Origin of the sequence: Gordonia zhenghanii (genome assembly GCF_021738965.1) — a bacterium.
Lineage (GTDB): Bacteria > Actinomycetota > Actinomycetes > Mycobacteriales > Mycobacteriaceae > Gordonia > Gordonia zhenghanii.
Genome location: NZ_JAKKOQ010000008.1, coordinates 33,488 through 51,716 on the forward strand (window position 1 = coordinate 33,488; position 18,229 = coordinate 51,716).

Annotated in this window: 18 protein-coding genes; 8 read left to right on the forward strand and 10 right to left on the reverse strand. The window is 66.1% G+C overall.

Annotated elements, in window-relative coordinates; genetic code table 11:
• Window positions 1-26: 26 nt before the first annotated feature.
• On the reverse strand, window positions 27-2,180 hold the full coding sequence (uvrB, locus tag L5G32_RS10400; protein WP_237010976.1) for an excinuclease ABC subunit UvrB: 2,154 nt from the start codon (window positions 2,178-2,180) through the stop codon (window positions 27-29).
• 129 nt (window positions 2,181-2,309) lie between these two features.
• On the opposite strand from uvrB, the gene L5G32_RS10405 reads away from it, so the two are divergent.
• Window positions 2,310-2,750, forward strand: coding sequence for a QcrA and Rieske domain-containing protein (locus L5G32_RS10405; RefSeq protein WP_237010977.1), 441 nt, complete (start codon window positions 2,310-2,312; stop codon window positions 2,748-2,750).
• Between the two features lie 4 nt (window positions 2,751-2,754).
• Here the strand turns inward: L5G32_RS10405 and L5G32_RS10410 are convergent, their stop codons facing one another.
• Complete coding sequence (locus L5G32_RS10410; RefSeq protein WP_237010978.1) at window positions 2,755-3,207, reverse strand: VOC family protein; 453 nt, start codon at window positions 3,205-3,207, stop codon at window positions 2,755-2,757.
• Between the two features lie 88 nt (window positions 3,208-3,295).
• Here L5G32_RS10410 and L5G32_RS10415 point away from each other — a divergent pair, with 88 nt between their 5' ends.
• From L5G32_RS10415 to L5G32_RS10430, 4 genes are all read left to right on the forward strand, one after another.
• Window positions 3,296-3,844, forward strand: a complete 549-nt coding sequence (locus L5G32_RS10415) for a ribonuclease FAU-1 family protein (RefSeq protein ID WP_237010979.1) — start codon at window positions 3,296-3,298, stop codon at window positions 3,842-3,844.
• Window positions 3,845-3,974: 130 nt separating this feature from the next.
• Window positions 3,975-4,799 carry a hypothetical protein gene (locus tag L5G32_RS10420; protein ID WP_237010980.1) on the forward strand — a complete coding sequence of 275 codons (825 nt, stop codon included), beginning with the start codon at window positions 3,975-3,977 and terminating at the stop codon, window positions 4,797-4,799.
• 307 nt (window positions 4,800-5,106) lie between these two features.
• A complete protein-coding gene (locus tag L5G32_RS10425; RefSeq protein ID WP_237011227.1) occupies window positions 5,107-6,738 on the forward strand; it encodes a DEAD/DEAH box helicase in 1,632 nt (543 codons plus the stop codon).
• Window positions 6,735-7,280 carry a hypothetical protein gene (locus L5G32_RS10430; RefSeq protein ID WP_237010981.1) on the forward strand — a complete coding sequence of 182 codons (546 nt, stop codon included), beginning with the start codon at window positions 6,735-6,737 and terminating at the stop codon, window positions 7,278-7,280. Before L5G32_RS10425 ends, L5G32_RS10430 begins: the two co-directional genes overlap by 4 nt.
• A 44-nt stretch (window positions 7,281-7,324) precedes the next feature.
• On the opposite strand, the gene coaE is transcribed toward L5G32_RS10430, so the two are convergent.
• The 4 genes from coaE to L5G32_RS10450 are packed head-to-tail and all read right to left on the reverse strand — an operon-like array spanning window position 7,325 to window position 11,139.
• On the reverse strand, window positions 7,325-8,266 hold the full coding sequence (coaE, locus tag L5G32_RS10435; protein ID WP_237010982.1) for a dephospho-CoA kinase: 942 nt from the start codon (window positions 8,264-8,266) through the stop codon (window positions 7,325-7,327).
• Window positions 8,267-8,303: 37 nt separating this feature from the next.
• Window positions 8,304-9,371, reverse strand: coding sequence for a 4-hydroxy-2-oxovalerate aldolase (dmpG, locus tag L5G32_RS10440; protein WP_237010983.1), 1,068 nt, complete (start codon window positions 9,369-9,371; stop codon window positions 8,304-8,306).
• Complete coding sequence (locus tag L5G32_RS10445) at window positions 9,368-10,330, reverse strand: acetaldehyde dehydrogenase (acetylating) (protein WP_237010984.1); 963 nt, start codon at window positions 10,328-10,330, stop codon at window positions 9,368-9,370. The genes dmpG and L5G32_RS10445 overlap by 4 nt, the downstream gene beginning before the upstream one ends.
• Window positions 10,327-11,139 carry a 2-keto-4-pentenoate hydratase gene (locus L5G32_RS10450; protein WP_237010985.1) on the reverse strand — a complete coding sequence of 271 codons (813 nt, stop codon included), beginning with the start codon at window positions 11,137-11,139 and terminating at the stop codon, window positions 10,327-10,329. Before L5G32_RS10450 ends, L5G32_RS10445 begins: the two co-directional genes overlap by 4 nt.
• Before the next feature lie 151 nt (window positions 11,140-11,290).
• On the opposite strand from L5G32_RS10450, the gene L5G32_RS10455 reads away from it, so the two are divergent.
• Complete coding sequence (locus L5G32_RS10455; RefSeq protein WP_237011228.1) at window positions 11,291-12,016, forward strand: IclR family transcriptional regulator; 726 nt, start codon at window positions 11,291-11,293, stop codon at window positions 12,014-12,016.
• Between the two features lie 22 nt (window positions 12,017-12,038).
• On the opposite strand, the gene L5G32_RS10460 is transcribed toward L5G32_RS10455, so the two are convergent.
• Together L5G32_RS10460 and rpsA are read right to left on the reverse strand one after the other, a co-directional pair.
• Window positions 12,039-13,265, reverse strand: coding sequence for a hypothetical protein (locus L5G32_RS10460; protein ID WP_237010986.1), 1,227 nt, complete (start codon window positions 13,263-13,265; stop codon window positions 12,039-12,041).
• A gap of 138 nt (window positions 13,266-13,403) precedes the next feature.
• On the reverse strand, window positions 13,404-14,885 hold the full coding sequence (gene rpsA / locus L5G32_RS10465) for a 30S ribosomal protein S1 (RefSeq protein ID WP_237010987.1): 1,482 nt from the start codon (window positions 14,883-14,885) through the stop codon (window positions 13,404-13,406).
• A gap of 225 nt (window positions 14,886-15,110) precedes the next feature.
• On the opposite strand from rpsA, the gene L5G32_RS10470 reads away from it, so the two are divergent.
• Entirely contained in the window at window positions 15,111-15,644 is a 534-nt protein-coding gene (locus L5G32_RS10470) for a 2'-5' RNA ligase family protein (RefSeq protein WP_237010988.1), read from the forward strand.
• A gap of 19 nt (window positions 15,645-15,663) precedes the next feature.
• Complete coding sequence (locus L5G32_RS10475) at window positions 15,664-16,458, forward strand: class I SAM-dependent methyltransferase (protein ID WP_237011229.1); 795 nt, start codon at window positions 15,664-15,666, stop codon at window positions 16,456-16,458.
• A 68-nt stretch (window positions 16,459-16,526) separates the two neighbouring features.
• Here the strand turns inward: L5G32_RS10475 and L5G32_RS10480 are convergent, their stop codons facing one another.
• Together L5G32_RS10480 and L5G32_RS10485 are read right to left on the reverse strand one after the other, a co-directional pair.
• The gene (locus L5G32_RS10480; protein ID WP_237011230.1) at window positions 16,527-17,279 is read right to left on the reverse strand and encodes an amino acid ABC transporter ATP-binding protein; all 753 of its coding nucleotides are present in this window, start codon (window positions 17,277-17,279) and stop codon (window positions 16,527-16,529) included.
• 17 nt (window positions 17,280-17,296) lie between these two features.
• Window positions 17,297-18,226: an amino acid ABC transporter permease gene (locus tag L5G32_RS10485; protein ID WP_237010989.1), complete on the reverse strand. Its 930-nt coding sequence runs from the start codon at window positions 18,224-18,226 to the stop codon at window positions 17,297-17,299.
• Between the last annotated feature and the right edge of the window lie 3 nt (window positions 18,227-18,229).

Consider the following 18,229-nt stretch of genomic DNA (forward strand, 5'->3'; position numbering starts at 1 on the left):
CAATGAATACGACGGTGAAATCGGCGTCACTTTATGCCCGCGGCATCCATTCCACGCAGTTCCTTCTTGAGATCCGCGATCTCGTCACGGAGGCGGCCTGCGAGTTCGAACTGCAGATCTCGCGCCGCGTTCATCATCTGATCGGTGAGCTCGTGGACGAGGTCGGCGAGTTGCGCGCGCGGCATCGCCGAGGTGTCCCGCTGCTCGTAGACGCCCGCACTGACCGCCTTGGACACTTCGCCCTGGGCCCGACGCCCACGGCTGGAATTACGTCCCGATCCACCGATCTCGACGGTGTCGTCGGCTTCGGCGTACACCTGATCGAGAATGTCCGCGATCTTCTTTCGCAGGGGCTGCGGATCGACGCCCTTCTCCTTGTTGTACGCAATCTGCTTGGCTCGACGACGGTCCGTCTCGTCGATCGCATTCTGCATGGAATCGGTGATCCGGTCCGCATACATATGGACTTGTCCGGACACGTTTCGGGCCGCACGACCGACCGTCTGAATCAACGAGGTAGTGCTGCGCAGGAATCCTTCTTTGTCTGCGTCGAGAATCGCGACGAGCGAGACCTCGGGAAGGTCCAGACCCTCACGCAGCAGATTGATGCCGACGAGGACGTCGTACTCGCCGGTGCGCAGTTGGCGCAGAAGCTCCACACGCCGCAATGTGTCGACCTCCGAATGCAGATACCGCACTCGGATCCCGAGTTCGAGGAGGTAGTCCGTGAGATCCTCGGACATCTTCTTGGTCAGCGTGGTCACCAGGACGCGTTCGTCGCGATCGGTGCGCTCCCGAATCTCGTGAACGAGGTCGTCGATCTGACCCTTGGTCGGCTTCACCACGATCTCCGGGTCGAGCAGACCCGTCGGCCGGATCACCTGCTCGACGAACTCCCCGCCCGCCTGGCCTAGTTCGTACGCACCGGGCGTCGCCGACAGATAGACGGTCTGTCCGATTCGGTCGGAGAACTCGTCCCACGTCAGCGGGCGGTTGTCGACGGCGGACGGCAGGCGGAAGCCGAACTCGACGAGGTTGCGCTTGCGCGACATGTCGCCCTCGTACATCGCACCGATCTGCGGGACAGTCACATGCGACTCGTCGATGACTAGGAGGAAGTCGTCCGGGAAGTAGTCGATGAGGGTCGCCGGAGCCGAGCCCGGTCCGCGGCCGTCGATGTGGCGAGAGTAGTTCTCGATGCCCGAACAGAATCCGACCTGCCGCATCATCTCCAAGTCGTAGGTCGTCCGCATCCGCAGGCGTTGCGCCTCCAGCAGCTTCCCTTTGGCTTCCAGGTCGGCGAGACGTTCTTCGAGTTCTTTCTCGATACTCGCCATCGCCCGCTCCATGCGTTCAGGTCCGGCGACGTAGTGCGTCGCCGGGAAGATACGGAGTTCGTCGACCTGCCGGACGACGTCACCGGTGAGCGGATGCAGATAGTAGAGGGCCTCGACCTCGTCGCCGAAGAACTCGATGCGAACCGCTAGTTCCTCGTACGACGGGATGATCTCGACCGTGTCGCCACGCACCCGGAAGCCACCGCGCGTGAACGACATGTCGTTGCGCGTGTACTGCACGTCGACGAGCAGACGGAGCAGCGCGTCACGATCGATGGACTCGCCGACGCCGAGCTCGATCGACCGGTCGAGATACGACTGCGGCGTTCCCAGACCGTAGATGCACGACACCGAGGCGACCACGACCACGTCACGGCGCGAGAGCAGATTCGACGTCGCCGAGTGCCGAAGCCGTTCGACGTCGTCGTTGACCGAGCTGTCCTTCTCGATGTAGGTGTCGGTCTGCGCGATGTACGCCTCGGGTTGGTAGTAGTCGTAGTACGAGACGAAGTACTCGACGGCGTTGTTCGGCAACATCTCGCGTAGTTCGTTCGCGAGCTGCGCCGCGAGCGTCTTGTTCGGCGCCATCACCAGCGTCGGGCGCTGCACGCGTTCGATGAGCCACGCCGTCGTAGCCGATTTACCGGTTCCGGTCGCGCCCAGCAACACGACGTCCTTCTCCCCTGCCGTCAGACGCTGCTCCAGGTCGGCGATCGCGGTCGGCTGGTCGCCTGCGGGTTCGTACTCGCTGACGACCTCGAAGCTGCCCTCGGTCCGTTCGATCTCACCGACCGGCCGGAACTCCGAGTGCGCGATGACCGGTTTCTCAGCGGGGAATGCCATGCCACAAGGGTAGACACCGCCACCGACAATCGCCCGTTCCACCAACGCAGACCGCCGCTGACTGGTGGAATCGACCACATACCCACCGTGCCCGCTCGACAGCCACTTCGACCGATACAGGAGTTCCAGATGACCGAGAACCGAATCACCCCGTCTCGCCGCACCGTGCTTACCGCAGCCCCGCTAGCCGCGGTGGTTCTCGGGGCGGCCGCATGCGGCGACGACTCCAGCGGATCGGACAACACCTCGACTGCCGCGAACTCCTCGCCGTCCGACTCGGCGGCGAACTCGTCGGGCGATGTGCTGACCACGACATCCGAGGTCCCCGTCGGAGGCGGCGTCGTCGTGGGCGACGTCGTCGTCACCCAGGCGAGCGCCGGTGACTTCGCGGCGTTCTCGACGAAGTGTCCACACCAGGGCTGCGCTGTGGCTCCTAAAGATGGAAAACTCGACTGCCCCTGCCACGGAAGCGAATTCGACCTCGACGGATCTCTGGTGCACGGTCCGGCCACCACCGGGCTCACTCCGGTCGACGTCCAAGTCCGCGGGACAGACGTCGTCCGGGCGTGAGGGCTCAGACCCCGGTCACCTCACCGATGGGACTGACCTCGAACGCTGGGTTGTAGACGAAGTCCCAGCGGAATCCGTCCGGATCGGCGACACACGCACTCACCCCACCCCACGACTGCGTGGTCGGCGCGGCGACCGACACCGCACCCGCATCCACCGCTCGGAGATACCAGGTCGCGACCTCGTCGGCAGCCGACACGTTGTGGCCGAGCGACATCGGCGGCGCGAGGGGCCCGTGGCCGACGTCGCCGTACTCGGACGGCATCTGGTCGACCGCCCAGAGTGCGAGCATCATCCCGTGCCCCGCCTGAACAAAGGCGATGTCGTCGGCGACACGATTGATCAGCGGGAAACCGAGACCGTCGGTGTAGAAGCGCGCCGCCACCGAGACGTCGCGCACGCCGAGCGTGATCGCGGTGATCGCGGGGCCGTTCGTTGAAGTCGATGCGTGGGTCATGTCCTCACCGTAAGCCGCACCCGCCAAGGTTTCGACCGGTCTGCCGCGACGGCCTGCACACGCCCGACCCGACCGTTATCGTCGGCTCATGAGTTCCTCCGACGGTCTCGACTCACACATTCATCCGCCGAAGACCGAAGTGTTCGACGTCCCGGCGATGACGAACACCGACAACAAGGGTTTCGTGCGCCCGGTCGACGTGTACCGGGAGAAGCCGTACGGGCTGTACATGTCGCGAACGGCAGACCACCCGCGGTTCACCCATCTGGAACTGTGGCTGCTTCCCGAACTCGGGCTCCGCGCCAACATCTTCCACTTCGTGGACGGTTATCGACCCCAGCAGCGTCTCTACCTCGACGTCGGACGCTTCTCCGGACCCGACGGCCAGGGGCGATGGCACTCGGTGGACTGGTATCTCGACCTCGTCGACGACGCCGACCGGCCGCTCGCCCTGATCGACGTCGACGAGGTATTCGCAGCCCACGCCGCAGGGCTGATGACCACCGCCGAGTGTGAGCGAGCCGTCGAGATCTCGACGGCGGCCCTGACCGGATCGGCCGCCTCCGGGTGCGTGCAGACGTGGCTGGACCAGCAGGTCGGCGAACCGCTGACGTGGCTGGACTCCGAGCCAGCATAGGCGACGGCCAGCCCCTACCCCGAGTCGGTGATGTAGCCCGAATGACCGACTCCCCGGGTGGCCGGTCGGGCACGCTGTGCGACACTTCTCTCGTTCCACCGATCCTACGCACATTGGGAAAGCCGCCGATATGACGACTCCACCGAGACCAGACCAACCTGACTCGAACAATCAGCCCGATCCGAATCAGCCGGGTCAAACGAATCAACCGGGCAACCCGTTCAGCCAGCAAGGCAACGCACAAGGCCCGGTGTACGGCCAGCAGCAGCAAGCCTACGGGCAGCAGCCCGGTCAATTCGGCTACCCGCCGCAGGCGGGATACGGACCGCCGCCCGGCGGTCCCGGCAACCCGACGCCCCCGCCGTCCGGCATCCGATCCAACAAGGTGATCCCGATCGTCGTCGGATGCATCGCCGTCGCGATCCTCGTCGCCGTCGTCGCCGGTTACCTCGCGTTCCGTGACACCGACGACGGCACGGACGTCGACGCCAGCCCCGTCGGTTCGTGCCTCACCGTCGACTCCAAAGAACTGTCGAACGTCGAGACCAAGCGGATCGACTGCGACAGCACCGACAGCCTGGCGTTCATCGTCGCCGCCAAGAAGCCGTCCGAGAAGGGCTGCGAGAAGGCCGGCCTGCGTTTCTGGGTGACCGAATACGGCGACGGGGCAAGCGAAGACACCCTCTGCCTCGCACCGAACTACGTTCAGGGCCATTGTTATGAAGAGTCGTCCGTCGCGACCGGCATCGGCATCAAGGTCGTGCCGTGCAGCGAGGAGTCTTCGATGATGAGCGTCGTCTACAAGGTCACCGAACGCGTCAAGTCCACCTCCGTCCCGAACTGCACGGACCCGACCAAACAGAAGGTCTACGTGTCGAAGATCGACACGGGCCCGAACGACGCTCTCGGCGTGTGCGCCCACATCCAAGGCGACTACGCATGGGAGGACGAGTAACGGCTCCGCCGTCGGGAGGACGAGTAACGGCTCCGCCGTCGGGAGAACTCAACCGCCGCGATGATCGGTCGACAGGCCGTGTGACCACTCGAGTCGCACGGCCTGTCGTCGTCTCAAGGTGTCACCGCGAGCCTTCGCCGCAATGATCTTCGCCGCAGTGTGTATGCTCGGCGGCTGCTCCGTGAAACGAGCCCCTCATTCGGTCGACGTTAAGGATCTCCTCCTGAGTCTCGAAGTCACGTATCTCCCCGACCTCCACCAGTTCGCGCTCTGGTCGTCGCATCGCCTCGACGACCCCGCACGCACCATGACGGTGCCCCTCGTCGTTCCCGTCGACGGCGCGCTCGGCGTCCATCAGGTCCACTGCGACCTGGTCGACGTCGGCGACCTGCCTGCCCGCGCACGGGCGTCCGCGTCGCTCACCGCGTGGCGGGCGATGTGCGACGACCCCGACACCGCACCCGACGTCCGCCTGCCCGTCGCCGCCCACACCGAAGCCGATCCGACCGGAACCGCGGTCACCTCCGCGGGATACGCGAAGGCGGCACTGCGCGACTCGTTCACCACCGAACGCGTGCTCACCGACATCGCCGCAACTCTTCGGCCATACCAGGTAGCGGGCGTCGCCTGGCTCGTGAGGACCGTCGACGCCCACGGCGGCGCCCTCCTCGCCGACGAGATGGGGCTCGGTAAGACGCTGCAGGCCATCGCCGCCCTCGACCGACTCGGCGAGGGTCGACATCTCGTCGTCTGTCCGACCAGTCTCATCACCAACTGGCGACGCGAGATCGCCCGATTCGCACCGTCACTCACCGACCGGGTCCAGGTCGTCTCCTATGCTCGACTGCGTCTGTCGGCAGCAGAGCTTGCCGAAACCCCTTGGAACGCAGTAGTTTTCGACGAAGCTCACACGCTCAAGAACTCGAGGACGCAGGTGTCTCGTGCCGCACGCGGACTCGACGCCCAGGCCCGGATCGCGCTGACCGGCACCCCGATCGAGAACTCTCTCGACGACCTGTGGGCCATCCTGCGAGTCGTGACGCCATCGATGTTCCCGGTGAAGGCCGTGTTCCGTCGCCGGTTCACCAAGGCGGTCGCGTCGGGGGACGACGGGGCCCTCCCCCGTCTGCGTGCCGCCGTCGCGCCCGTGATGCTGGCCCGCACCAAGGATCGCGCGGCAGCCGCCCTCCCGCCGAAGATCGACAATCCGGTGCTCTGCGACCTCTCCGACGAGCAGGCTCGCCTGTACGACTCGTATCTGGCGCGCGCCGCAGACGACGGCTTCGGAACCGGGTTGCAGCGTCACGGACGACTCCTCGCCGTGTTGACGACGTTGAAGCAGATCTGCAATCACCCCGACCTCGTCGACGGTCCGGCCACCTCGTGCGAGGCTGGTCGCTCGGGCAAGCTCGACGTCACGATGGAGATCCTGGAGGCGAACGCCGTCGACCGACCGACCCTCGTGTTCACGCAGTATCGACAGACGGGCGAACTCCTCGCTCGCGCAGCGTCGCAGATCGTCGGCGAGGACGTGCCCTTCTTCCACGGCGGCCTCTCCCTGGACGAGAGGTCCGCGATCGCCGACCGATTCCAGTCCGGGGCCGGTCCGAGCATCCTCGTGATGAGCATCAAAGCCGGCGGGTCCGGCCTGACGCTGACTCGCGCGTCTCACGTCGTGCACTTCGACCGGTGGTGGAATCCCGCCGTCGAAGCACAGGCCACCGACCGCGTGCACCGGATCGGACAGGACAGCCCGGTGACCGTCACGACCTTGACCACGGCGACCACTCTGGAGGAGCACATCGATCAGATGCACCGCCGCAAGGCGATGCTCGGTGTGCACGCCGACGACTCGTCGATCGTCTCCGACCTCGCGACCCTGGACGACGAACGCCTGCTCGACGTCCTACGACGCACTCGAGAGGATTCGCCACGATGACGCCCCAGTTCGGATTCACCACATGGGGCGCGGACATCGTCCGGCTCGCCGAACCCGTCACGGCGAGCACACCGAACACATCCGCTCCGCGCGCGCGGAGCATCGCGCGCAACGGCGGAGTGACGCTGGACATCGATGGCAGGCAGATCACCGCACGAATTCACCGTGGTGGCGAGGCTTCGATCGCGCATCTGGAGATCGCGGCGATGGAGCCGCCCGTGATGGCTGCGCTGCGTGACGAGCTCGGGTCGCGGACCGAACCCGACGACGCTGTCCACGCCGCACTCCGGGCACGCGGGCTACGACCGGCCGCGACCTTGGCGGCCGCAGACTGCTCGTGTCGAGCTCGCACGACGATGTGCGTTCACGTCCTCGCCGCGCTGTACGCGCTCGCGGAGCGCGTCGACCACTCGCCGTCGACCGTCCTCGGCATGCAGGCAGGCGTCGACGGATCCGACGACGCCGCGGCCAACGGTCCGCCGCCACGGTGGACGCCGATCGCAGCCCTGGACGTGCGTGACTATTTCACCGTGCGCGACTGACCTAGCGCTGGGCCACGCTGAGTCGGCGAGTTGCTACCGCAGTGTCAGTCGGCCGGCCGCACACGCACGAGCGCGCCACGTCCTGGATCGGCACTACCGTGCAGTCGTACCTGCGGGTCGTCGGACTCGACGGGCGGGAACCCGCCCGCTGCAAGGGGTTCCGCGAGTGCATCGGCAGCAGTGAGGTCGGCGACGGTCACCGTCAGCTCCGGAATCGGACGCGTCGGATGATCGGCTGCCGACGACGTCGCGGTGTGCGCGACGGCCTGCGCGCCGCCGCCGACGAGGGCCCACAACCGGTTGACGAGACGAGCGCCGAGCTTCGATGACTCCGGGTCGTCGGCGGTGTCGTCGAGCGACGGCTCGACCGCGCGGCGAGCAGCCACGTTGTCACGAAACGGCACGAGGCGTTCCTCCCACACGGCCAATGCCGCGGCGGCGAGGTCGTCGGGTGTGCCGGAGTTGTCGAGCCAGACGTCGGCGACGGCATGGCGCTGCTCGTCGGTTGCCTGCGCTGCGATGCGCTGGCGGGCGTCGTCGGCGTCCATCCCACGCAGCTCGACGAGACGGCGGAGCCGAACGTCCTCGTCGGTGTGGACCATCACGACCAGGTGATAGAACGGCGCCATCCGGCCTTCGACCAGGAGCGGAACGTCGTGCAACACGATCGCGTCGTCGGGAGCGGCATCAGTGAGCTCCTGAGTGCGCGCGCCGATCAGCGGGTGGGTGATCGAGTTCAGAAGCTTGCGGCTGTCGTCGCTGACGAACGCCTTCGCGGCGAGCGCGGGCCGGTCCAGCCCGCCGTCGGCGTCGAGGACGTCCTCGCCGAACGCTTCGACGAGCTGCGCCAGCCCGGGCGTACCGCGCGCGACCACTTCGCGCGCGATCTTGTCTGCGTCGATGTGGTACGCGCCGTGCGCGATGAACGTCTGGGCGACTGTCGATTTGCCGGCGCCGATACCGCCGGTCAGGCCGATTCTGATCACGAGTCCACTGTGTCAGATCGACCCGACCGGCGGTACGTCACACTCCGGCCGGTTCGGCGTCGACCGCTTCGCGCTCCTCGACGAGGGTCAGCGCGATGTCGACGATCATGTCTTCCTGTCCACCGACGAGGCGCCGTTCACCGCACACCGTCAGAATGTCGCGCACATCGAGGTCGTAACGCTGCGCTGCGGTCTCGGCGTGCCGCAGGAACGACGAGTAGACGCCCGCATAGCCGAGCGTGAGCGTCTCACGGTCCACCCGCACCGGCCGGTCCTGCAGTGGCCGGACGATGTCGTCGGCCGCGTCCTCGAGCGCATTCAGTTCGCACCGATGCTCGAAACCGGACAGATTGGCGACGGCGACGAACGGTTCGATCGGGCAGTTTCCGGCGCCCGCGCCGTGGCCGGCGAGCGACGCGTCGACTCGGTAGACGCCGTTCTCGACAGCGACGACGGAGTTCGCGACCGACAGCGACAGGTTCTCGTGGGCGTGGATGCCGATCTGGGTGGCCGGATCCAGGACATCGCGGTACGCCTTGATGCGCGCCTCGACGTCCTTCATCGTGAGTCGGCCCCCGGAGTCGGTGACGTACACGCAGTGCGCGCCGTACGACTCCATCAGCTTGGCCTGCTGCGCGAGCTTCTCGGGCTCGGACATGTGGGAGAGCATCAGGAAGCCTGACACGTCCATGCCGATCTCACGTGCGGCCGCGATGTGCTGGGCCGAGACGTCGGCCTCGGTGCAGTGGGTGGCGATGCGGACCGAACGGACACCGAGATCCCAGGCGCGCTGGAGCTCTTCGACAGTGCCGACTCCCGGCAGCAGCAGCGTGGTCAGCCGTGCGTTGTCGATGACGCTCGCGGCGGCCTCGAGCCACTCCCAGTCGGTATTCGATCCGGGACCGTAGTTCACCGAACCGCCGGACAGTCCGTCGCCGTGTGCGACCTCGATCGCGTCGACGCCCGCCGCATCGAGTGCGGAGACGATGCGTTTGACGTCGTCCGTGCTGATCTGGTGACGGACGGCGTGCATCCCGTCACGAAGGGTGACGTCCTGCACGAAGATAGGCGTCCCGCCGGGGTTCTGCGTCTGGTGCGTGCTCATGCGGTGGTCTCCTTCTCGGCCGCGAGGGCGGCGATCCGCTCGGCGTACTGCAGGCCTGCGGAGGTCATGATGTCGAGGTTCCCGGCGTACGCGGGAAGGTAGTGCGCGGCGCCTTCTACTTCCAGGAACACCGAGACCTGGTGGGTCGGAGCCGATTCGGGCTCCTCCTTCATCAGGGTCTCGACGGTTGAGCCTTCGGCGATCGGGATGATCTGCACCTTCTGCTTCAACCGGTAACCCGGAACGTAGGCCGACACGTCGGCGACCATCTTCTCGACCGAGTTACGGATCTGCTCCTGGGTGTCGAGATCCGGAGCGTCGACGAGCGTGTACACGGTGTCGCGCATAATCAGGGGCGGCTCAGCCGGGTTGAGAATGATAATCGCCTTGCCATTACGGGCACCGCCGACCTCCTTGATCGCGCTGGACGTCGTCTCGGTGAACTCGTCGATGTTGGCGCGAGTGCCCGGCCCCGCCGATTTCGACGCGATGGACGCGACGATCTCGGCGTACGCGACGGGGGCCACTCGGGACACGGCGGCGACGATCGGAATCGTCGCCTGCCCGCCGCAGGTCACCATATTGACGTTCGGGGCGTCGAGGTAGTCGTCAATGTTGACGGCGGGCACCACGTAGGGACCGATCGCGGCCGGAGTCAGGTCGACGAGGCGCTTGCCGAGCGGCTCAAGAATCGAGGCGTTGTATTCGTGCGCCTTGGCCGATGTCGCGTCGAAGACGATCTCGATCTCGTCGAAGCCCGGCAGTTCGACGAGACCTTCGACGCCTTTGCTGGTGGTCGGCACACCCATGCGCTCGGCGCGCGCGAGCCCGTCCGACTCCGGGTCGATGCCGACCATCGCGCCCATCTCCAGATGCTTCGCCGTGCGGATCACCTTGATCATCAAGTCCGTGCCGATATTGCCGGAACCGATGATGGCGACTTTCGTCTTCTTGCTCATGACTGCTTTCCTTCGCTGAACTTCGCGACGACGGTGCCGAGTCCAGAGATCTCGACCCTCACCTCGTCGCCGGATTCGATCGGCCGCATGGGGCCGAGTGCACCGGACAGGATGACCTGTCCGGCGCGGAGGGGTTCGCCGAAGTCGCGAGCCGACTTCGCGAGCCATGCGACCGCGTTGAGCGGATCTCCGAGGCACGCCGCTCCGTTGCCCGTCGAGACTTCCTCGCCGTTGATGAGCATGCGCATGCCGACGTCGACCGGCGAGAACTCGTCGAGGGTCTTGCGGTCCGCCCCGAGAACGTAGACGCCGGACGACGCGTTGTCCGCAACCGTGTCGGCGAAGGCGATGTCCCACCCGTCGATGCGGCTGTCGCACACCTCGATCGCCGCCACGCCGTAGTCGACGGCGTCACGGATCTGGTCGATGTCGAGCGGACCGTCGGCGAGGTCGTTCTTGAGGACGAACGCGACCTCCGCTTCGGCCTTGGGCTGCAGGAGTCGATCCATCGGCACTTCGACGCCCTCGCCGTAGGCCATGTCGTCGAAGAGGACGCCGAAGTCGGGCTGGTCGACGCCCATCTGATCTTGGACGGCCTTCGAGGTGAGGCCGATCTTGCGCCCGACGATGCGGGCGCCGCCCGCGAGACGTCCGGCGGTCAGTCGTTCCTGGACGCGATAGGCGGCAGGCAGGTCGACGGCTCCGATGAGGTCACGGACTGGAGTGCACGCTGTTCGAGTCTGCAGCGCCTGGAGGAGCCTGTCGGCCGCCTGCTGCTCGGCGGCGACGGAGTCGGTACTGGTGGTCATAGTGAACATGTTCCCGCGATCACACCCCGTGACGGAAGGAAGTCGTCTCGTTCAGCGATACGCGGCGTAGAGTCGGTACGTGACCAGCGACTCTGCCTCCATCTCTCCCCCTGGCCCGGTGTCGGTTCCCGATTCGGTGATCGGGAAGGTAATGCTGATCCTGCATGCGTTCGAGGTCGACGACCACGAGCTGACATTGGCTGAGATCGTCCGTCGCACACTCCTGCACAAGGCGACTGCGCACCGTCTCGCGCGGGAACTGGTCGACGCTCGACTGCTCGACCGCACCGACAGCGGATACCGACTGTCCGGCGGCCTGTTCGAGCTCGGCATGCGCGCCTCAGTAGAGCGCAGCCTGTTAGAGATCGCGATGCCGTTCCTTCAGGACCTGTACGCCCGCACCCGCGAGACCGTGCACCTCGGCGTCCTCGACGGCCACGAGGTCCTCTACGTCGCGAAGATCGGCGGCCACCGGCAAGCGAGCGCACCGTCGCGGACCGGCGGCCGGATGCCGTTGCACTGCACCGGGATCGGGAAGGCACTGCTCGCCCACGCTGAACCCGACCTGCGTCGACAGGTGCTCGCATCCCCTCTCCCGCGACGCGCACCGCGGACGATCGTCGCCCCCGGGCTGCTCGCCGCCCAACTCGACACCGTCCGCGAGGCCGGCGTCGCGTTCGAGTTCGAGGAGTCGACGATCGGCATCGCATGCGTGGCCGCCCCGATCCTCGAAGTCGCGACCAACGACGTCGTCGCCGCCGTGAGCGTGACCGGCCCATTGACCCGGTACCGACCGGAGCCGCACGCCGACGCCGTTCGCGCCGCCGCGACCGGGATCGCGGCGACGCTTCACCGACGTCGCGCGCTACAGAGATGAGCGGACGTCACAAGCCCGGCGCTCACCCCGTGACGGCCACAGCCTCGGTGACGTCCACGTCGAGGGTGGTGCGCGCGATCTCCGAACCCGAGAGCACGTCGACCGCGACAACGGTGTCCGTGGACGGATCGCTGACGTAGGCGGTGCCGCCGAGGACCTCGACCAGCGGCATCGGCTCCTGCCATTCGACGGGCTCGGTCCACTCCCCGATCACCTGATGGCGCCCGATCTGTCGACCCGTCGCCGGATCGAACACGTACAGCGCGCCGTCGGTCCCCAGGATCACCGCCTCGCCGTCCTGTCCGCGGGCCAGTGAGCGGAAGCTGTAGCTCGTCGGGAGGTCCACGACGCGCAACGTCCCGGTCCTGGTGTCGGTGAGCGAGAACTTCCGCGGGCGCTCTATCTCATCGTCGTCGAGAGTGTCGGCGGGGACGGTCTTGTAGTCACCGAGAACGAATGGCGAATCATCCGCTCCCGCTTGGTTTCCGATGCGAGCGTAGGAATCTGGAGCGGTCACCTTGGTGATGTCTCCACCGCGAACCAACAGCAGGCCGTCCTCGCATCCGAAGGCCAGCACACCGTCGGCCGCAGCCGCCTCTCCGTGGATGCCCGGGCATTGATCATCAGTCGCGAGTTGTTTCCCGTCGGCCCCGATGATCGCGATGCCGTCCCGAGATTCCTCGTCGCCCTGCGAGACGACGAGCGTCCCGTCGGCCCGCTTGACTGCGACGCCGTGATGGGCGTGAGGCGCACGGTAGTCCGACGTCTCGGGTTGCCCGTCCGACAAGGCCTCGCCTGGCATCGTCACGGCCTCGCCGCTGCCGTCGAAGAACAGCGTGATCGTGTCGTCGTGCGCGACGACGTGGCCCGGCTTGGGGCCGTCGAACTCGACGTCGGTCATGCGCGGCTCGGACGTGAAGTAGTGACTGTGGTCGCCGTGCGATTCACGCCAGGTTCCGGCGTCGACGAGTTCGAAGCCGTCGTCGGTCGTCACGAAGACGTGGCGGGAGTCCCCCGCCGGGTTCAGACGGAGGAAGCCGTCACGCTCGATGTCGGAGACCTCGTCGAGGCTCTTTCCATCGAGCACCTTGAGTCCCCCGTCGTAGGCGACCACCAAACGTGGTGTGGCGCGGGACTTCTCACTGGGCGAGGACGAGGCCGCGTCGTCGGACTCTCCGGAGCAAGCGGAGAGAAAGGCAGCGCCGGCGACTGCGAGGGCGGCGAATAGTCGTGTGTTCGTTTTCTGCATGCGGCCAGTGAACACGTTGATGAAAATTATTGTCAACAACGCATGGTTGCCAACCGCTCCGGACGGAGCGCTGACACAACAGCGCCCCGGAACCCTTAACGGATTCCGGGGCGTTGTCAGCTTAAGCAGCGAGCGCTATCAGACGTTGCCCGACAGCTTCTCGCGGAGTGCGGCGAGCTGCTCGTCGCTGGCCAGCGATCCGCCGGTCGTCGCGGCACCGGTCGAGTCCGAAGGCTCGCTCGACGACGCCGGAGCCGAAGCGGACGACGACGAGTAGTCGGTCGGAGCGTTCTCTGCCTCGGCGGCTGCCGCGGCGAACTTCTCCATCTGAGCGGTGTGCATCTTGTGACGACGCTCAGCCTCGGCGTAGCGCGCCTCCCACTCTTCACGCTGGGAGTCGAAGCCTTCGAGCCATTCGTTGGTCTCGGCGTCGAAGCCCTCGGGGAAGATGTAGTTGCCCTGCTCGTCGTAGCTGTCGGCCATGCCGTACTTCGAGGGGTCGAACTCCTCCGAGTAGTCCTCGTTGGCCTGCTTCAGCGACAGCGAGATACGACGACGGTCCAGGTCGATGTCGATGACCTTCACCATTGCGTCGTCGCCGACCGAGACGACCTGGTCGGGAACCTCGACGTGGCGCTCGGCCAGCTCGGAGATGTGGACCAGGCCCTCGATGCCCTCTTCGACGCGGACGAATGCACCGAACGGCACCAGCTTGGTGACCTTGCCCGGAACGATCTGACCGATCGCGTGAGTGCGGGCGAACTGACGCCACGGATCTTCCTGCGTCGCCTTGAGAGACAGCGAGACGCGCTCGCGGTCCATGTCGACGTCGAGGACCTCGACGGTGACCTCGTCGCCCACGGTGACGACCTCGGACGGGTGGTCGATGTGCTTCCACGACAGCTCGGAGACGTGCACCAGGCCGTCGACGCCGCCGAGATCGACGAATGCGCCGAAGTTGACGATCGAGGACACGACGCCCTTGCGGACCTGGCCCTTCTGCAGCTGGTTGAGGAACTCGCTGCGGACCTCGGACTGGGTCTGCTCGAGCCATGCGCGACGCGACAGGACCACGTTGTTGCGGTTCTTGTCGAGCTCGATGATCTTGGCCTCGACCTCCTTGCCGATGTACGGCTGGAGGTCACGGACGCGACGCATCTCGACGAGCGAGGCGGGCAGGAAGCCGCGAAGACCGATGTCGAGGATCAGGCCGCCCTTGACGACCTCGATGACGGTGCCCTTGACGGCCTCGTCCTTCTCCTTGAGCTCCTCGATCGTGCCCCAAGCGCGCTCGTACTGTGCACGCTTCTTCGACAGGATCAGACGGCCTTCTTTGTCCTCCTTGGTGAGGACAAGTGCTTCGACCTCGTCACCGACGGTGACGACTTCGCTCGGGTCGACGTCGTGCTTGATCGACAGCTCGCGCGAGGGGATGACGCCTTCGGTCTTGTAACCGATGTCAAGCAGAACCTCGTCGCGGTCGACCTTGACGATGGTGCCTTCGACGATGTCGCCATCGTTGAAGTACTTGATCGTTGCGTCGATAGCTGCGAGGAAATCCTCAGCCGAGCCGATGTCATTGACGGCTACTTGCGGCGAGGTGATCGTGGGGGACGACATATGGTGAGTTGCTCCGGACAGGTAGGTAGTAGGTACGGTTTTCAGGACTGTCCGTGCAGGCCAGACCTGGAATCCGACGATTGTGGGCGCGCATGACGGACATGCGCGTATTCCAGGATACTACCCGCCACTGGCCTGCACAAATGGGATGTGTTGCGCCCCTTGATCGGACACCGGGCGGGCACACACCGCGCACTGAATCGTCGGGATGGGATGCTTGTGGACGTGGCTCAATCCATCGAACTGCTCATCGACGAGGAGGCGCAAGCGCGTGTCCGTGACGTCTGGGGAGCACTCGACGCCATCGGCCTGCGCACCCCGGCGTCTGTCCACTGGTCCACCGCCCGCCCCCACTGCACCTTGCTCGCCGGCTCGGCGATCGATGAGTCGGGCGCCGCGCACTCCGGCATGGCCGCGGTGGCGCAACGCCTCCCCTTCTCCGTCCTTCTCGGTGCGCCCGTGGTCTTCTCGTCGCGGTCGACGTTCACCATCGCGGCGAGCGTCGTACCGTCGGCCGACCTCGTGAGTGTCCATGCGGCCGCGTACCGACTGTGTAGCGACGCAGTGATCGACCTCGGCTCGCATTGCGCCCCCGGATCCTGGACGCCGCACGTCACCATGGCGAGACGAGTGCCCGCCTCGGCGATCGCCGAGGCCGTCGCGTGTGTCGGTGAGCCGATCACCGCTCGCGTAAGCGCGATCCGACTGTGGAACGGCGAAACGAAGACGGAGACGGTGGTGACCGGCCGTGCCTGCTGATGATCCCCGACCCCCACGCATGCTCGGCGACGTGGACACCCCGACGAGCGAACGCGCGAACCGTTCGTGGTGGGACTCCGAAGCCGACGAGTACCACGGCGAGCACGGAGCGTTCATCGGCTCCACCACGCCGGGCGGCGAGTTCGTCTGGGGCCCGGAACGGCTACGCGAAGAGGATGTTCGACTTCTCGGCGACGTCGAGGGCCGAGACGTCCTCGAAGTCGGGTGCGGATCGGCTCCGTGCGCGCGGTGGCTTGCGGCACGCGGCGCACATGTCGTCGGGCTGGACGTGTCTGCCGGAATGCTCGCTCACGGTGTCGACGCGATGCGACTCGACGACCGCCGAGTCCCGCTCGTCCAGGCGGGCGCCGAGCACCTTCCGTTCGCCGACGCGTCGTTCGACATCGCGTGCTCGTCGTTCGGCGCGATACCGTTCGTCGCCGATTCTGCCCGCGCGATGCGTGAGGTCGCTCGTGTGCTGCGGCCCGGCGGCCGCTGGGTGTTCGCGACAAATCATCCGATGCGCTGGATGTTCCTCGACGATCCGGGGCCGGAGGGCCTCGTGGTCCGGCTGTCGTATTTCGACCGGACCCCGTACACCGAGGCCGACGACGACGGCGTGGTCACCTACGCCGAACACCATCGGACGATGGGCGATCGGATCCGCGAGATCGTCGCCGCGGGCCTCGTGCTCGACGACGTCGTCGAACCCGAGTGGCCGGACGACCTCGACCAGGAATGGGGCCAGTGGTCTCCGCTGCGCGGCGCCCACTTCCCCGGCACCGCCGTGTTCGTGACCCACAAGCCCGAGTGATCGGGTCGCGTGATCGGCGGCGTCGATGTCTTCGCGCGCTAGTCGAATAGCCGACTGCAGGTAGATCGCTACAGCAGCTTCGACAGGAAACTCTGGGTTCGTTCGTGCTGTGGATTCGCCAGGACGTCACGCGGGCGTCCCTTCTCTACGACGGCACCCGCGTCCATGAAGATCAGTTGGTCGGCCACCTCGCGGGCGAAGCCCATCTCGTGTGTGACGACGAGCATCGTCATCCCGTCTGCTGCCAGACCACGCATCACTTCGAGGACATCGCCGACGAGTTCCGGGTCGAGCGCAGACGTCGGCTCGTCGAAGAGCATCAGCTTCGGTTCCATCGCGAGTGCGCGAGCGATCGCCACCCGCTGCTGCTGTCCGCCCGACAACTGCGCCGGGTAGGCATCGGCCTTGTTGCGCAGTCCGACCTGATCGAGCAGCGCCATCGCATGCTCGGTGGCCGCCGCTTTCGACTTGCCGCCGACCAGCATCGGCGCCTCGATGATGTTGTTGACCACCGTGCGGTGCGGGAAGAGGTTGAAGTGCTGGAACACCATCCCGATGTCGCGACGCTGACGACCCGCGTCACGCGAGCTCAGTTCGTAGAGTTTGCCCGCCTTCTCCCGGTAGCCGATGAGGTCGCCGTCCACCAGGAGTCGTCCGGCATTCACTTTCTCCAGGTGGTTGACGCACCGCAGGAACGTCGACTTTCCCGAGCCGGACGGCCCGATCAAGCAGGCGACCTCCCCGCGCTGTACTTCGAGCGACACACCGTTGAGAACGTCCAGGGCGCCGAAGTTCTTGCAGACGCGGTCGGCCAGGACCATGGGAGTCACGTCGGCGTTCACTTGCCCTCCTCGACGATCGGTTGGTTCGCCGCGGCGAGCGCAGCCAGTTGCCTGCCCGACAGTTCGCGCGACGACCCCTTCGAATAGTGCTTCTCCAGGTAGTGCTGGCCGACCATGAGCACGCTCGTCACCACGAGGTACCACGTCGACGCGACGAGCAGCATCGGGATCGGCTGGAAGTTGACGCCGGAGATGTCGCGCTGACGGCCGAACAGATCCAGGGTGAACGGCACAGCCGACACGAGGCTCGTCGTCTTCAGCATCGAGATGACCTCGTTGCCAGTCGGTGGGATGATCACCCGCATCGCCTGCGGCAGCACGGTGCGCCGCATCGCCTGCCACCACGACATCCCGAGCGCCGTCGACGCCTCCATCTGTCCCTCGCCCACCGACGAGATTCCCGCACGGACGATCTCCGCCATGTAGGCCGCCTCATTCAACGCGAGTCCGACGACCGCGACGACGAAGACGTTCTTGAGGCTGAACTCCTGAATGTCGAGTTGAACGAACGTCGGCCCCCACGGAACGCCGAGGTTGACCGTCTGATAGATCGAACCGACCAGTCCCCACAGGACCAACTGAACGTAGACGGGAGTGCCTCGGAAGATCCACAGGTACACCCATGACGTCCACCGGAACACCGCGTTGGGCGACATCCGCATCACCGCGACCACGACGCCGAGGATGACGCCGAAGATCATCGACAACACGGTCAGCGCCAGCGTGTAGCCGACCCCCGACAGGATTCTCTGCTCGAACAGGTAGTCGCCGTACGTGCTCCACTGGTAGGCGTCGTTCGTCGCGGCGCCGTAGACGAACAGTGCGGCCAGGACGACGATGACGACGCCGACGACCCACTGCCCCGGGTGCTTGAGGGGAACAGCTTTGATGGGCGCCGGTGCGTCCGACGTGTGAATATCGGCCATCTG

Bases quoted from the DNA above. Each gene is read 5' to 3' on its own strand.
- uvrB (WP_237010976.1), bottom strand. From the start codon at position 2,180: ATGGCATTCCCCGCTGAGAAACCGGTCATCGCGCACTCGGAGTTCCGG.
- L5G32_RS10405 (WP_237010977.1), top strand. From the start codon at position 2,310: ATGACCGAGAACCGAATCACCCCGTCTCGCCGCACCGTGCTTACCGCA.
- L5G32_RS10410 (WP_237010978.1), bottom strand. From the start codon at position 3,207: ATGACCCACGCATCGACTTCAACGAACGGCCCCGCGATCACCGCGATC.
- L5G32_RS10415 (WP_237010979.1), top strand. From the start codon at position 3,296: ATGAGTTCCTCCGACGGTCTCGACTCACACATTCATCCGCCGAAGACC.
- L5G32_RS10420 (WP_237010980.1), top strand. From the start codon at position 3,975: ATGACGACTCCACCGAGACCAGACCAACCTGACTCGAACAATCAGCCC.
- L5G32_RS10425 (WP_237011227.1), top strand. From the start codon at position 5,107: ATGACGGTGCCCCTCGTCGTTCCCGTCGACGGCGCGCTCGGCGTCCAT.
- L5G32_RS10430 (WP_237010981.1), top strand. From the start codon at position 6,735: ATGACGCCCCAGTTCGGATTCACCACATGGGGCGCGGACATCGTCCGG.
- dmpG (WP_237010983.1), bottom strand. From the start codon at position 9,371: ATGAGCACGCACCAGACGCAGAACCCCGGCGGGACGCCTATCTTCGTG.
- L5G32_RS10445 (WP_237010984.1), bottom strand. From the start codon at position 10,330: ATGAGCAAGAAGACGAAAGTCGCCATCATCGGTTCCGGCAATATCGGC.
- L5G32_RS10450 (WP_237010985.1), bottom strand. From the start codon at position 11,139: ATGACCACCAGTACCGACTCCGTCGCCGCCGAGCAGCAGGCGGCCGAC.
- L5G32_RS10455 (WP_237011228.1), top strand. From the start codon at position 11,291: ATGCTGATCCTGCATGCGTTCGAGGTCGACGACCACGAGCTGACATTG.
- L5G32_RS10460 (WP_237010986.1), bottom strand. From the start codon at position 13,265: ATGCAGAAAACGAACACACGACTATTCGCCGCCCTCGCAGTCGCCGGC.
- rpsA (WP_237010987.1), bottom strand. From the start codon at position 14,885: ATGTCGTCCCCCACGATCACCTCGCCGCAAGTAGCCGTCAATGACATC.
- L5G32_RS10475 (WP_237011229.1), top strand. From the start codon at position 15,664: ATGCTCGGCGACGTGGACACCCCGACGAGCGAACGCGCGAACCGTTCG.
- L5G32_RS10480 (WP_237011230.1), bottom strand. From the start codon at position 17,279: ATGGTCCTGGCCGACCGCGTCTGCAAGAACTTCGGCGCCCTGGACGTT.
- L5G32_RS10485 (WP_237010989.1), bottom strand. From the start codon at position 18,226: ATGGCCGATATTCACACGTCGGACGCACCGGCGCCCATCAAAGCTGTT.